The following is a 12,505-nucleotide window of genomic DNA, read 5'->3' as shown; positions in this document are numbered from 1 at the left end:
CGGGCGCCCGCATGACCGAGACGCCGGGCGCCGTCACTGCTCGGGCGGCTCTGGGGTGCCTCGCGGATGGGGCTCCTCGCCGTGGCGCAACTGGCGAGCGCGGCCGTCGCCGATGACCGGCGGCAGCATGTCCTCGACGCTCAGGGGCGTGTGCGGCGTGGGCACGCCGATCGTCACGTCCTGCTCCTTGAGTCGCGCCGGCTTGACCTTCTGCCGGTCGTAGCCGACGAGCTTCATGCCGATCACGATCTTGCCGGCGGAGTCGCGCTGGTCGAGCTGGCGGTAGGCGTCGCCGACATCGGCGAGCGCGAACACATCGGCGATGGGCAGCCGGATCTGCCGTTCGGCGGCGAGCTGGGCGATGCGCCCGAGCGCGATGGTGTCGCCGGCGTACAGCTTGACCGCGAAGTTGTCCTCGACGGCCGCCCAGTCGGTCGTGGTGAACACCCGGAACGTCGGAACGCCGAGCTCCGCCGCGGCGGCGGCCTGCCCGCCGAGGAAGTCGAGGAACGCCGTGACGGGCTGGTCGGTCACGGAGCGCACGTTCGCAGCCAGGTCGGCGCCGTACTCGAGCGGGATGATGCCGAACTGGCGGAGGAAGTCGAAGCGCGCCGGGGCGGTGGTGCCGATGACGACGGCGCCGCGCGCCTTGGCCAGCTGCGCCGCGAGGCATCCCACACCGCCCGCCGCCGCGGTGATCACGACGACGTCGCCGGCGCCGATGTTGAGGCCCTCGACGGCGCCGAGCGCGGTGGTTCCGGCGACGTACAGCGATCCGGCGACCTCCCACGGCAGCGACGTCGGCTTGGGCAGGAGTTGTGCCTCCGGCACGACGACGTGCGTGGCCTGCGCCCCGCGCGCGACGTAGCCCATGACCTCCTCGCCGCGCCGGAACCGCGTCACGCCGGGCCCGGTGCCCGCGACGATTCCCGCGAACTCGCGCCCCTGGCCGGAGGGGAACTCCACTGGCCAGCGCTCGGGATGTCCGCCGAGCCGGACCGCCGACTCCACCGGCGAGATGCCCGTGGCGACCACTTCGACGAGGACCTCACCCTGACCCGGCTCCGGGACGGGGATCTCGACCACCTCCAGCACGTCGGGACCGCCGTACTCCGAGAATCGAACCGCTTGCGCCATGTCACACCCCCGACTCGTTCCCCCCAGGGGTCATGATCCTCGCGAGGCGTGCGAATTCACTGTGAGCCGGCTGCGCGCCGGGCGAGTGCCGCCTCGTAGAGGTCGCGCTTGCCGAGGCCGGTCTCGGCGGCGACGATGCCGGCCGCGTCCTTCAGGCGGGTGCCGGATGCCGCGAGCTCGAGCACGCGCGCCACGCCGGCGTCGGCGTCGGCCGCCGGGGGCTCGCCCGCCCCGCCGACCACGACGCAGATCTCACCGCGCACGCCGCCGGCCGCCCACTCCGCGAGCTCGCCGAGGGGTCCTCGACGCACCTCCTCGTGCAGCTTCGTGAGCTCACGGCACACCGCCGCGGAGCGGTCGGCGCCGAACGCCTCGGCGAGCGCAGCGAGGCTCGCGGCGAGGCGGGACGGCGCCTCGAAGAAGACGAGCGTGCGACGGTCGCCCGCGAGCTCGGCGAGCCGACGCATCCGCTCGCCCTGCTTGCGCGGGAGGAAGCCCTCGAAGGCGAACCGGTCGGTCGGCAGGCCCGACACCGCGAGCGCGGTGATCGCCGCGCTCGGTCCGGGGATCGCGGTGACGTCGACGCCCGCCTCGACCGCGGCCTGCACGAGCGGGAAGCCGGGGTCGGAGACCGTCGGCATGCCCGCATCGCTCAGCACGAGCACGTCGCCGTCGCGCGCGAGCTCGACGAGTTCGCCCGCGCGGGCGCGCTCGTTGTGCTCGTGCAGCGCGATGAGGCGCGGCCGGTTGGCGATGCCGAGCGCGGCGAGCAGTCGCTGCGTGACTCGGGTGTCCTCGGACGCGACGACCGCGGCGTCCTCGAGCGCCTGGCGGAGCCGCGTCGAGGCGTCGCCGAGGTTGCCGATGGGCGTCGCCGCGAGGATGATCACCGGTCCAGTCTGGCGCACGGATGCCGCGGGGCGCGCGGCTACAGTGGGCGCATGGGTGTGAACGGCACGGGTGCGGACGCGCCCGCCGTCCGCACGGATCCGCCGTCCGACGCCGGGGCGAGCGCCGAGGGCGACGCGACCGACGATCGCGCCGCCGGGATCGACGCCGACGCGGAGCAGCGCGCTGCCCCCGTAGCGCCGTCCGAGCCGCGCGGCAGCCGCCTCGACCGCTGGTGGTCCGACCTCATGTCGACGCCGCGCCGCCGCGCGCTGTGGTACTGGGGCGGCCCGATCGCGGTGACGCTGCTCGCCGCCGTCCTCCGCTTCTGGAATCTGGGCCACCCGCACGCCATCGTCTTCGACGAGACCTATTACGTGAAGGACGCGTGGACGCTGCTCCACCACGGGTACGAGTCCACGTGGCCCGAGGGCGCCGACGAGGAGTTCGCGCAGGGCGACACCGACCTCTACTCCACCGATCCGTCCTACGTCGTCCATCCGCCGCTCGGCAAGTGGATGATCGGGCTCGGCATGGCGCTGTTCGGCGCCGACAGCGCGGTGTGGTGGCGCGCGTCGACGGCGCTCGCCGGCACGGCGGCCGTGTTCGTGCTGACGATGGTCGGGCGCCTGCTCTTCCGCTCGACGCTCATCGCGGTGATCGTGGGGCTCCTGTTCGCGATCGAGGGCAGCGCCATCGTCATGAGCCGCGTCGCGCTGCTCGACAACTGGGTCATGCTGTTCTGCCTCCTCGGCTTCTGGTTCGTGCTGCTCGACCGTCGGAGGAGCGCCGACCGACTTGCGGAGCGACTCGCGGAGGCGCGCGAAGCGGGGCGCGACCCGTACGCGGGCCCGGTGATCTGGGCCCGGCCGTGGGTCGTCGCGGCCGGGGCGGCGTTCGGCGCCGCCACCGCAGTCAAGTGGTCGGGGCTGTACTTCATCGCGGCGTTCGGCATCTACCTCGTGCTCGTCGACGCGCTCGCACGACGGCGCATCGGCCTCCCGTTCTGGATGACCGGTGCGGTGCTGAAGCAGGGGCCGGCGACCTTCCTGCTCTTCGTGCCGGTCGCCGCCGTGGTGTACCTCACCTCCTGGACCGGCTGGCTCGCGACCGACGGCGGCTACTACCGTCACTGGGCCGACGAGCCCGACAACGCCGCGACCGGCGCGTGGGCGTGGATGCCGCGGGCGCTGCAGGGTCTCTGGCACTACCACGAGGCCGCGTACCGCTACCACGTCGGGGTGCACGCGACGCATCCCTGGGAGGCGAACGCGCTGACCTGGCCGTTCGCGCTGCGGCCGACGAACATGTACTTCTCGAGCACCGCCGAAGGCTGCGGCGCCTCGGAGTGCTGGTCCTCGATCATCGGCATCCCGAACCCGCTGATCTGGTGGGGAGCGACGCTCGCCACCGCGTACCTCGTCTACCGCTTCGCGAGGTACCGCGAGTGGGTGAACGGCGCGATCCTCATCGGCGTGGCGGCCGGATACCTGCCGTGGCTGATGTACCTCGAGCGCACGGTGTTCCACTTCTACACGATCGCGTACGAGCCCTTCGTTCTGCTCGCGCTCGGCGCGGTCGCCGCGCTGATCGTCGGGCGTGCCGACGACCCGGAGTGGCGCCGGGTCCGAGGGCTGGCGACCGTCGGCGTCTACCTCGTCGTCGCCGTCGCGGTGTCGGCGTTCTTCTACCCGCTCTGGACCGGGATCCCGGTCACGCCGGAGTTCCGGCAGCTGCACTTCTGGCTGCCGGGGTGGGGATGAGCGCGTTCCGCGAGCGATGGGCCGAGCGGATGCCGGGACTCGCCGTCACCGCGACGGCCGCGGCGCTCGCATGGGGCGTGCACCTGCTCGTCCCGGCCGTCCCCCTGCTCACGGTCGCCGTCGCGGTGGGGATCGCCACGGCCCAGGTACCGCGCGCGAGGGTGGCCTTGGACGGTCCGCTGCGGCCCGGACTCGCGTTCTCCGCACGCACGCTGCTCCGGACCGGCATCGTGCTGCTCGGGCTCAAGCTCAGCCTCGCCGACATCGCCGGGCTCGGCTGGGTGACGATCGCGACCACGGTCGCGGTCGTGGTGCTCGCCTTCGCGGGCACCTGGGCGCTCGGTCGCGCCGTCGGCCTGCCCGGGCGCGAGCCGCTGCTCGTCGCGAGCGGATTCGCGATCTGCGGGGCGTCGGCCATCGGCGCGATGGCCGCGGCGACGCGCGCCCGCGACGAGGAGCAGGCGCACCCGGTGGCGCTCGTCACGCTGTGTGGCACGCTCGCCATCGCCGTCCTGCCTGCGTTGTGGCATCCGCTCGGGCTCACCGCCACGGGGTTCGGCCACTGGGTCGGTGCCGGAGTGCACGACGTCGGCCAGGTGGTGGCGACCGCGCAGGTCGCCGGCACGGCCGCGCTCGCGGTGGCCGTCGTCGTGAAGCTCACGCGCGTGCTCCTGCTGGCGCCCATGGTCGCCATCGCGGCGGGCCTCGAACGACGGCGGTCGACGGATGGCGCGGGGCCGCGTCCGGCGATCGTGCCGCTCTTCATCGCGGGCTTCCTCGCTGCGGTGCTCGTCCGCACGTTCGTCGCCGTACCCGAGTCCGTGCTGGTCGCGGCCGATGTCGCGCAGACGACGCTGCTCGCCATGGCACTGTTCGCGCTCGGCACGTCGGTGCGCGTTGCCGCGCTGCTGCACACCGGCTGGCGAGCGGCCGCCGTCGGTCTCGTGTCGTGGGTGCTGGTCGCCGCGCTGGCCTACGGGGCCGTGCTGCTCGGCTGAACGGCATGGTCCGCGGCCGCGGCGGGCCCGGGGTGATCGAATCCCCGCAGGGCGATTTTGCCGCGCACGGCGCCCGACTCGAGCAGGGCGAGCGCGTCGGCCGCCCGGTCGATGGGCATGACCCGATCGACGACCGGGCGCAGCGTGCCCTCCTCGGCCAGCCGGCGGAGTTCGTCGAGGTCGTCGCCGTCGCGTCGCGCCGCGAGCGGCCGGAGCCGCTGTCGTGTGAACAGGTCGAGCAGCGAGGCCCGGACGATGCGCCCGAGCGGGCCGAGCACGCGTGTGCCGCCGCCCGACGAGAGCACGAGTGTGCCGTGCGGGGCGAGGATGCGGCGCATCGCCCGCAGCGGGTGGTCGCCCACCAGGTCGAACACGACGTCGTAGCGCTCGCCCTGCTCGGTGACATCGGTCGTCCGGTAGTCGATGACGTGGGTCGCGCCGGCCGCGCGGACATGGTCGGCCTTCGCAGCGCTCGCGACCCCCGTCACCTCGGCGCCGAGGCCCGCGGCGAGCTGCACGGTGTATGTGCCGACCCCGCCGGACGCACCGATGACGAGCACGCGGTCGCCCGCGGCGGCCTTCGCGAGCCGGAGGCCCTGCAGCGCCGTGGTTCCCGAGACCGGGATGACCGCGGCATGCTCGTCGTCGAGGTTCGCAGGCGCGCGCCGGACGTGCGGCGCGTCGACCACGACGACCTCGGCGAACCCGCCCTGGTCGGCCTCGGTGAACACCCGATCGCCGACCGCGAACCCGTCCACCTCGGACCCGACGGCGACCACCGTGCCGACCACGTCGCGGCCGATCACGGGCTTGCGCGGCCTCCGACGTCCGAACACCGCACGGATCATGAGCGGCTCGCCGCGCATGATGCGCACGTCGCCCGCGTGCACGCCGGCCGCGTGGACGCGGATGGCGGCATCGCGCGGGCCCGGCACCGGCTCGGGCACCTCGGCCACACGGATCACCTCGGGTCCGCCGTATCCCTCCTGGACGACGGCTCTCATCGTTCCCCTCCTGCCTCCGCGGAGGGCGTCACGACGACGCTGCCGCGCTTGTGTCCGGTGTCGACGATCTCGTAGGCCTCGGCGATGCGGTCGATCGGCAGCACGCGATCGATCGCGGGCCGGATCACGCCGGCCGCGGCGAGCGCGGCGAGCTCGTCGAGATCGGGCCGCTTCGCGTCGTCGCTGCGGAGGCCCGTGAACATGATCACGGCCCGTGTGCGGCCGAGGCGGGAGGTGAGCTGCTGCAGCATGACCGCCCACGACGGGACGGTGGTGAGGTACACGCCGCCGTCGACCAGAGCCCGGCGAGCGCGACGGTACGTGCTCTTGCCGGCCGCGTCGAAGACGACGTCGTAGCGCTCGCCGGTGCGCATCGGGTCGACCTGCGTGCGATCCACGACATGCCGGGCGCCCAGTGCACGCACGTGCTCGAGGTGCGCGGTCGAGCACACGCCGGTGACCTCGGCGCCCAGGTGACGGCCGAGCTGCACCGCAGCACCCCCGACGCTTCCCGCCGCCCCGTTGACCAGCACGCGCATGCCCGGCCCGACGTGCCCGCCGTCACGGAGGAAGGGGAGCGCGGTCATGGCGCCGTCGCAGAGGGCCGCGGCATCCGACCACGACACGCCCTGGGGCAGCCGGGCGATCGCGCCGTTCTCGCCCACCACGACGAACTCGGCGTGCGCTCCACCCGCGGCGCCCGTCGCGCCGAAGACGCGGTCACCGATCGCGAAGCGCGTCGCACCCGGGCCGACGGCGTCGACGAGGCCCGCGAAGTCGGATCCCATGACCGGATTCCGCGGGCGGCGCAACCCGAACGCGAGTCGCGCGAACCAGGGCCGGCCCGAGCGCCAGGCGCCGTCGGCAGCTCCGACCGACGCGGCGAGCACGCGGACGCGAAGCTCCCCCGGGCCCGGTTCCGGCAGCGGCCGGGTCGCGACCGCGGCGACCTCGGGCGGTCCGTACCGCTCCGCGAGTGCGACCCTCATGATGCCTCCGTCTCGGGGTACTGGAAGACGTCGTCGAGCGGGACCCCGAACACCCGCGCGATCTGGAAGGCCACCTCGAGCGACGGCGAGTAGCGCCCCTGCTCGATCGCGATGACGGTCTGGCGCGTGACTCCGAGTCGCTGCGCGAGCTCGGCCTGGGTCATCTCGCCGTGGCGGAAGCGCAGCGCACGGATGTCGTTCGTCACGCGCGTCGGCTTCACCACGCCGGCACCCCCCTGCGGTAGGCGACGAGCCGCGTGATGCTCTCGAGCAGAGCCGAGAGCACGAAGCACAGGTAGATCACGTTGGCGATCCAGAACCACTCGGCCTCGAGCATGGCGAGCACCAGCGCCCCGAGCGCGCCGATCACGACGAAGGAGCTTCCGACGCGGGTGCCGAGCCGGTCGATCTCCCTGTCGCGCACGTCGCCCTTGGTGCTCTCGCTCGGGAACACGATCTCGACCAGGATGCGCAGCACGATCGTCGCGACGATCGCCCCGCCGATGGTCCAGAGCATGATCGGCACGTAGTCGACGTCGCCGACCGGAGTGCCTCCGGTCACCTGGGGCAGCACCAGCGAGAGGTACACGGCGTAGCCGACGACGGCGACGACCAGGTACAGCCACGTCCCCTTCTCCTCGTACGACATCCCGACCTCCGATGTGAAGAATGTTTGACATGCCCAGTGTCAATCATTCTGCACATCGTGTCAAGCATTCTTTACACCGATGCTTCCTCGATCCGCGGCGAGGGTATGCCGAACGACGCCGGCGAGCGGCGTCCGACGACATTCCGCATACCCTCGCCGGGCAGGGGCGGGGCGGATGGCGCGGCCCGCGGCCGCACGGCGGACGAGTGCATGCCATCCGCACCGCAAGGGGCACCGAGCGGTGCAGATGACACGTACTCGTCACCGGAGGATGTGCGGCGCGGGGGGGCGGCCGCGTCAGTGGCCGGCGCCGCCGTCCACGAGCTTGAGCCCGACGACGCAGCCCACGAGCCCGGCGATGAGCGCGAGGCGCGCCCACGAGACATCCGTGTCGCCCATGACCATGGCCCAGATCACCGTGAGCGCCGCGCCGATGCCGACCCACACCGCGTAGGCGGTGCCGACGGGGATGTCGCGCATCGCCCACGCGAGTCCGCCCATCGACACGACGAGCGCGACGCCGAACACGACCGACGGCCACAGCTTGGTGAAGCCCTCGGACTTGCCGAGTGCGGTAGCCCACACGGCCTCGAGCACACCGGAGAGGATGAGGACGACCCACGACATGACGGCACTCCTTCGGCCAGTCTTGTCGCCTTCCGGGTACTGGGTTCCCTCGTCCGGGGCCGCCCTCCGGCGACCTGCCCTCAGGCTAGCAAGCGGGCCTGATCACGCCCTGTGCAGCCGAGCGGATGTCGCGCCGCCGCGACATCCGCACCACGCACCGGTTTCAGGAGAACGGAAGCGGTTCAGGACCGGATCGCCGGATTCATCCTGATCAGCCTCCATTCTCCTGAAACGAAGTTCGCCGAGCGGATGTCGCGAACGCGCCGATCAGCGCCCGGCGAGGCCTGTGGGCGATCCGCCCGCGGCCGCGATCACCCGGTCGGCCGCGAAGCGCTCGGGCGCCGGGCCCCTGCCGTCGGCGAGGTCCGCGAGGATCCGCCCGACGACGGGCGTGAACTTGAACCCGTGCCCCGAGAACCCCGCACCGACGACGATGGGCCCGACGCGGTCGAGGACGAAGTGCTCGTCGGGCGTCGTCGTGTACGTGCAGCTGATCGGCGTCACCGCGTCGGCATCGACCCCGGGCAACCAGTCGCGGGCGTACCGCTGCAGGTCGGCGAGCTGGTCGGGCCTAGGCAGGAAGTCGCGCGCGTCGGGGTCGACGACGGGGCCGACGCCGTGCCATCCGGCCTTGACGCCCTCGCCCGGCGTCAGCATGCCGTACACCGGCGAGCGCCAGTATTCGTACCCGGCGTCGGCCGGACCGGGGAAGTGGTTGTAGCTCGGCCACTCGATCGCGTCGTCGCGCACGGCGAAGTGCGCGGGCTGCTCCTGCGTGACGACGAGCCGCGGCAACGCGAGCCCGCCGACCAGCTTGGTGGTCCAGGCGCCGAGGGTGACCACCGCGGTGCGCGCCTCGAACACCTCCTCGACTCCGTCGTCGGTGACGGATGCCACGCGCACCCGCTGATCGCCGAGCGGCTCGATGCGCGTGGCCCGCGTGCGATGCCGTACGTCGGCGCCGGCGGACGCCGCCGTCTCGTGCAACGCGGCGATCGTGGCATCCGCATTCACCCGGCCGGCCTGCGCGTTGAACAGCACGCGAGTGTCCCAGCGGATGCCGGGCCACCTCCGCGCGGCCTCGTCGACGGGCAGGAACTCGGCCGGGATGCCGGCCGCCGCGAGCGCCGCGTGGACCGCGTCGAACTGCGCCGCCCGACCGTGGTTGGCGACGCCGACGAGGTCGAGCAGCGACGTGGCCGACTCCGCCTCGAGTTCGCGCCAGAGCGGCAGCGCCTCGACGAGCATCCGCACGTAGACCGGGTCGGCGTAGGCGACGTTGAAGTTGCGCGAGGCGCCGTGCGAGGCGCCGTTGCGGTGACCGGGCTCGTACCGCTCGAGCAGCGCGACCTCGCGCCCGCGGCGGGCGAGCTGCCACGCCGTCGCGGCGCCCATGGCGCCCCCGCCGATGACGACCGTCTCGACCTGCGTCACCGGGCTCATCGTGCGCCTCCAGCGACCGCAAGGACCTCGCGGAAGTGCTCCACCACCGGGAACGGCTCGTAGAACCCGTGCAGCAGCTCACGCCATCGCGCGTACTCCGCCGACCCGCGGAAGCCGGGGTCGTGGTCCTCGATCCGCTCCCAGTGCACGAGCAGCAGGTAGGTGTTCGGCGTCTCCGCCGATCGGGACAGCGAGAGGTCGACGAAGCCGGGCATCGACGCGATGATCGCCTTCGCCTCGGCGAAGGCGCGCTCGAACTCGGCTTCGCGGCCGGCGACGACGGGGAGGACGGCGTGCTCGAGGATCACCCGCACCACCGTACCCGCCCCCGTTGGCAGCCCGACGCGGAGGAATGGCAGCCGGTGCCGGCGGCCCGGCCACCCCGCCGCGCGACGATGGACGCATGGACTTCGACGACACCGCCGCCCTCCTCGTGATCGACGTGCAGCAGGGGTTCGACGACCCCGCCTGGGGTGAGCGCGACAATCCCGAGGCCGAGGCGAACATCGGCCGGTTGGTACAGGCGTGGGCGGATGCCGGGCGGCCGATCGTGCTCGTCCGGCACGACTCGCGCGAGTCCGGCTCCCCGCTCGCGCCGGGCACCCCGGGCAACGCGCTGAAGCCCGTCGTTGCCGAGGCACCCCATGACCTCTTCGTGACGAAGCAGGTCAACTCGGCGTTCTACGGCGAGCCCGACCTGCGCGGATGGCTCGACGAGCGCGGCATCCGCCAAGTCGTCGTGTGCGGCATCCAGACGAACCAGTGCGTCGAGACCACTGCCCGGATGGCGGGCAACCTGGGCTACGACGTGACGCTGCCGATCGACGCGACGCACACGTTCGACATGGCCGGGCCCGGAGGCATGCGCCTCACCGCCGCGGAGCTCGCTCGCGCGACGGCCGTGAACCTCGACGGCGGCGGCTTCGCGCGCGTCGTGTCGACCGACGAGGTGCTCGGCGCGTGAGGCGCGTGACCCGCAGCATCCCGTTGCCGTTCGTTACGGCGGCCGGGGGGATGGCTCGACGACCCGAGGTAGCGTGAGGCCATGGCAGACCGCGAATACGGCTTCAAGACCCGCGCCATCCACGCGGGCAACATCCCCGACGCCGAGACGGGCGCCCGAGCGCTGCCGATCTACCAGTCCAGCGCGTTCGTCTTCGACGACACCGCCGACGCCGCGGCGCGCTTCGCGTTGCAGAAGTACGGCAACATCTACTCGCGCCTCGCGAACCCGACCGTCGCCGCGTTCGAGGAGCGCGTGGCGAGCCTCGAAGGCGGGCTCGGCGCGGTCGCGACCGCGAGCGGCCTGGCGGCGCAGTACATCACGTTCGCGAGCCTCGCGGGCGCGGGCGACCACATCGTCGCGTCGGCGAACCTCTACGGCGGCTCGATCACGCAGCTGGATGTCACGCTCCGCCGCTTCGGCGTCGAGACGACGTTCGTGCGTTCCTCGGACCCGGCCGACTACGCGCCGGCGATCACCGAGCGCACCAAGGCCATCTTCGTCGAGACGATCGCGAACCCGTCGGGTGAGATCGCCGACCTCGAGGGCCTGGCGGATGTCGCGCACGCCCACGGCATCCCGCTCATCGTCGACTCGACGATCGCCACGCCATACCTGAACCGCCCGATCGAGTGGGGAGCCGACCTCGTCACGCACTCGGCGACCAAGTTCCTCGGCGGGCACGGCACCACCCTCGGCGGGGTCGTCGTCGAGTCGGGCCGATTCGACTGGCACTCCGAGAAGTTCCCGCTGTTCGGCGAGCCCGTTCCGAGCTACGGCGGCCTGCAGTGGTCGGGCAACTTCGGCGAGTACGCGTTCCTCACGCGCCTGCGCGCCGAGCAGCTGCGCGACATCGGGCCGGCGCTCGCGCCGCATTCGGCGTTCCTGCTGGCGCAGGGCGTCGAGACGCTGCCGTACCGCATCCAGGCGCACATCGACAACGCGCGCACCGTGGCCGAGTGGCTCGCCGACGACCCGCGCATCGAGCGCGTGTTCTGGGCCGGGCTGCCCGACCACCCGCACTTCGAGCGGGCCGCGAAGTACCTGCCGAAGGGACCGGGGTCGGTGTTCAGCTTCGAGGTGAAGGGCGGCCGCGAGGTCGGCCAGGCGCTCATCGAATCGGTGAACCTCGCGAGCCACCTCGCCAACATCGGCGACGCCAAGACCCTGATCATCCACCCCGCGTCGACCACGCACGCGCAGCTCACCGACCAGCAGCTCGTCGACGCGGGCGTCCTGCCCGGCGTGGTGCGCCTCTCGGTCGGCATCGAGGATGTGGAGGACATCATCGCCGACCTCGACCAGGCGCTCGCCGTGGCGACGCACGGCCGATCGCTGGCCGGCGCGACGATCGGAGCAGACCGATGAGCACCGCGATCGACCCCACGGCCGAGCCGGCGACCCAGACGACGGATGCCGCGACCGACGGCGACGTCGAGACCGTGCGCCTCGTCAACGGCCTGTCCTGCGACCTGCCCGCCGATTCGCCGCTCGCGAAACTGCTGAAGTCGCAACGCACGTGGAACGGGCCCGACGCGAAGCAGCGGTTGCGCATCCTGAACGCGGCGAAGTCCGTGGCGATCGTCGGCGCCTCCCCCAAGCCGCAGCGCTCGAGCTACTTCGTCGGCACGTACCTGCAGCAGTCGAGCGACTACCGCCTGTACTTCGTGAACCCGAACGAGACCGAGATCCTCGGCGAGCCGGCGTATGCGAGTCTGGCCGACCTGCCCGAAGTGCCCGACATCGTCGTGGTGTTCCGGCGCGGCAGCGACATCCCGGCCGTCGTCGACGAGGTGGTCGCCGCCGGCGCGAAGACCATCTGGGTGCAGCTCGGCATCTGGAACGAGCAGGCGGCCTACTACGGCGAGGAGCGGGGCCTCACGGTGGTCATGGATCGCTGCATCAAGGTCGAGCACGCGCGCTTCCACGGCGGGCTGCACCTGCTGGGCTTCGACACCGGCCAGATCACGAGCCGGCGCGGCGGACGCTGACCCGCACCGGGCA

The 12,505-nt window shown here is 72.5% G+C and carries 14 protein-coding genes and 1 riboswitch; of the genes, 5 read left to right on the top strand and 9 right to left on the bottom strand.

The genetic code is table 11. From position 1 onward, the window contains the following. Positions 1–33: 33 nt before the first annotated feature. Positions 34–1,137: an NADP-dependent oxidoreductase gene (locus BLT99_RS02305; protein ID WP_092668946.1), complete on the bottom strand. Its 1,104-nt coding sequence runs from the start codon at positions 1,135–1,137 to the stop codon at positions 34–36. A gap of 56 nt (positions 1,138–1,193) precedes the next feature. Then, positions 1,194–2,027, bottom strand: a complete 834-nt coding sequence (gene rsmI, locus BLT99_RS02300) for a 16S rRNA (cytidine(1402)-2'-O)-methyltransferase (protein ID WP_092668944.1) — start codon at positions 2,025–2,027, stop codon at positions 1,194–1,196. Positions 2,028–2,078: 51 nt separating this feature from the next. Here rsmI and BLT99_RS02295 point away from each other — a divergent pair, with 51 nt between their 5' ends. Both BLT99_RS02295 and BLT99_RS02290 read left to right on the top strand, forming a co-directional pair. Beyond that, positions 2,079–3,788 carry a dolichyl-phosphate-mannose--protein mannosyltransferase gene (locus BLT99_RS02295; RefSeq protein WP_092668942.1) on the top strand — a complete coding sequence of 570 codons (1,710 nt, stop codon included), beginning with the start codon at positions 2,079–2,081 and terminating at the stop codon, positions 3,786–3,788. Next, a complete protein-coding gene (locus tag BLT99_RS02290; protein ID WP_092675463.1) occupies positions 3,785–4,786 on the top strand; it encodes a YeiH family protein in 1,002 nt (333 codons plus the stop codon). Before BLT99_RS02295 ends, BLT99_RS02290 begins: the two co-directional genes overlap by 4 nt. Here the strand turns inward: BLT99_RS02290 and BLT99_RS02285 are convergent. The 7 genes from BLT99_RS02285 to BLT99_RS02255 all read right to left on the bottom strand — a co-directional run bounded on the left by BLT99_RS02285 (position 4,762) and on the right by BLT99_RS02255 (position 9,806). Then, positions 4,762–5,790, bottom strand: coding sequence for an NAD(P)-dependent alcohol dehydrogenase (locus tag BLT99_RS02285; protein WP_092668940.1), 1,029 nt, complete (start codon positions 5,788–5,790; stop codon positions 4,762–4,764). The two genes, BLT99_RS02290 and BLT99_RS02285, sit on opposite strands and share 25 nt — an antisense overlap. Then, the gene (locus BLT99_RS02280) at positions 5,787–6,779 is read right to left on the bottom strand and encodes an NAD(P)-dependent alcohol dehydrogenase (protein ID WP_092668938.1); all 993 of its coding nucleotides are present in this window, start codon (positions 6,777–6,779) and stop codon (positions 5,787–5,789) included. Before BLT99_RS02280 ends, BLT99_RS02285 begins: the two co-directional genes overlap by 4 nt. Beyond that, positions 6,776–7,003 carry a helix-turn-helix transcriptional regulator gene (locus BLT99_RS02275; protein WP_092668936.1) on the bottom strand — a complete coding sequence of 76 codons (228 nt, stop codon included), beginning with the start codon at positions 7,001–7,003 and terminating at the stop codon, positions 6,776–6,778. Before BLT99_RS02275 ends, BLT99_RS02280 begins: the two co-directional genes overlap by 4 nt. Further along, positions 6,997–7,428, bottom strand: a complete 432-nt coding sequence (locus tag BLT99_RS02270; RefSeq protein ID WP_092668934.1) for a hypothetical protein — start codon at positions 7,426–7,428, stop codon at positions 6,997–6,999. The genes BLT99_RS02275 and BLT99_RS02270 overlap by 7 nt, the downstream gene beginning before the upstream one ends. Positions 7,429–7,725: 297 nt before the next feature. Then, on the bottom strand, positions 7,726–8,055 hold the full coding sequence (locus BLT99_RS02265; protein ID WP_092668932.1) for a DMT family transporter: 330 nt from the start codon (positions 8,053–8,055) through the stop codon (positions 7,726–7,728). An 11-nt stretch (positions 8,056–8,066) separates the two neighbouring features. Continuing rightward, a riboswitch (guanidine-III (ykkC-III) riboswitch) is annotated at positions 8,067–8,133 on the bottom strand. A gap of 189 nt (positions 8,134–8,322) precedes the next feature. After that, positions 8,323–9,498, bottom strand: a complete 1,176-nt coding sequence (locus BLT99_RS02260; RefSeq protein WP_092668930.1) for an FAD-dependent oxidoreductase — start codon at positions 9,496–9,498, stop codon at positions 8,323–8,325. Then, positions 9,495–9,806 carry an antibiotic biosynthesis monooxygenase family protein gene (locus BLT99_RS02255; RefSeq protein ID WP_092668928.1) on the bottom strand — a complete coding sequence of 104 codons (312 nt, stop codon included), beginning with the start codon at positions 9,804–9,806 and terminating at the stop codon, positions 9,495–9,497. The genes BLT99_RS02260 and BLT99_RS02255 overlap by 4 nt, the downstream gene beginning before the upstream one ends. A 95-nt stretch (positions 9,807–9,901) precedes the next feature. Between BLT99_RS02255 and BLT99_RS02250 the strand changes: the two genes are divergently transcribed. The 3 genes from BLT99_RS02250 (at position 9,902) to BLT99_RS02240 (ending at position 12,492) form a co-directional block, all read left to right on the top strand. Beyond that, complete coding sequence (locus BLT99_RS02250) at positions 9,902–10,462, top strand: cysteine hydrolase family protein (protein WP_092668926.1); 561 nt, start codon at positions 9,902–9,904, stop codon at positions 10,460–10,462. Positions 10,463–10,543: 81 nt separating this feature from the next. Further along, positions 10,544–11,869 carry an O-acetylhomoserine aminocarboxypropyltransferase/cysteine synthase family protein gene (locus tag BLT99_RS02245; RefSeq protein ID WP_092668924.1) on the top strand — a complete coding sequence of 442 codons (1,326 nt, stop codon included), beginning with the start codon at positions 10,544–10,546 and terminating at the stop codon, positions 11,867–11,869. After that, positions 11,866–12,492 (top strand): CoA-binding protein, encoded by a 627-nt coding sequence (locus BLT99_RS02240; protein ID WP_092668922.1) that lies wholly within the window; start codon positions 11,866–11,868, stop codon positions 12,490–12,492. Before BLT99_RS02245 ends, BLT99_RS02240 begins: the two co-directional genes overlap by 4 nt. Positions 12,493–12,505: the final 13 nt, after the last annotated feature.

The sequence above is a fragment of the Agromyces flavus genome, assembly GCF_900104685.1.
In the GTDB taxonomy this organism is placed as follows: Bacteria; Actinomycetota; Actinomycetes; order Actinomycetales; family Microbacteriaceae; genus Agromyces; species Agromyces flavus.
This window is presented reverse-complemented; position numbering and strand designations above follow the sequence as displayed.